1 protein-coding gene and 1 pseudogene are annotated in these 575 nt (G+C 45.0%); one reads left to right on the top strand and one right to left on the bottom strand.

Annotation, left to right across the window (positions count from 1 at the left end; all coding sequences use genetic code 11):
• The coding region (locus tag CIK04_RS31405) for a transposase (protein ID WP_142995054.1) at positions 1-269 on the top strand (269 nt) is incomplete at its 5' end.
• Positions 270-292: 23 nt separating this feature from the next.
• On the opposite strand, the pseudogene CIK04_RS31400 reads toward CIK04_RS31405, so the two are convergent.
• A pseudogene (locus CIK04_RS31400) lies at positions 293-575 on the bottom strand (GNAT family N-acetyltransferase); the annotation flags it as partial.

Genomic DNA, 575 nt, shown 5'->3' with positions numbered 1-575 from the left:
GTGTTGCTCCCATGAATAGAGAAAGTGGCCGCTATAAAGGCAAACGAATTATCCAAGGTGGGCGCGCTCAGGTGCGTACAGTCCTGTATATGGCGATGATGTCTGCAATGCAATCTAACCCTGTTTTTAAGACCACATATCAGCGATTACTGGAAGCAGGAAAACCCAAAAAAGTAGCCATCATTGCCTGTGTTAGAAAGATGGTTGTGATCCTGAATTCAATGCTAAGAGACGGAACTATGTGGAATGAAAATATGGCGAAAAATTAACTATTGACGCCATACTCGCTTTGTTAGGCGCGCAGCTGCAATTGGTAAAAATCGGTTTCATCATGACTTCGGATTAGGGCGACAATATACCCAACCATTACGCTTATAGAACCTTAACGCCCTTGCGTTCGTTCTACTCACGGAAAGCACAGCACGATTACAGCCAGCTCGTGCTAATTCTGATTCGAGGTAGACCTGAACTTGCTGGCTCAAACCAGAACCGCGAACTTCAGGCAACAAGTAAACTAAATGAACATAACCGGTCTCTGGCTCGGGTGAAAAAGAACGAAACTCTAACTGCCCTAC

The organism is Vibrio sp. 03_296 (assembly GCF_002265885.1).
Note: the sequence above shows the minus strand (reverse complement) of the source record. Positions and strands in the feature narration are given on the sequence as shown.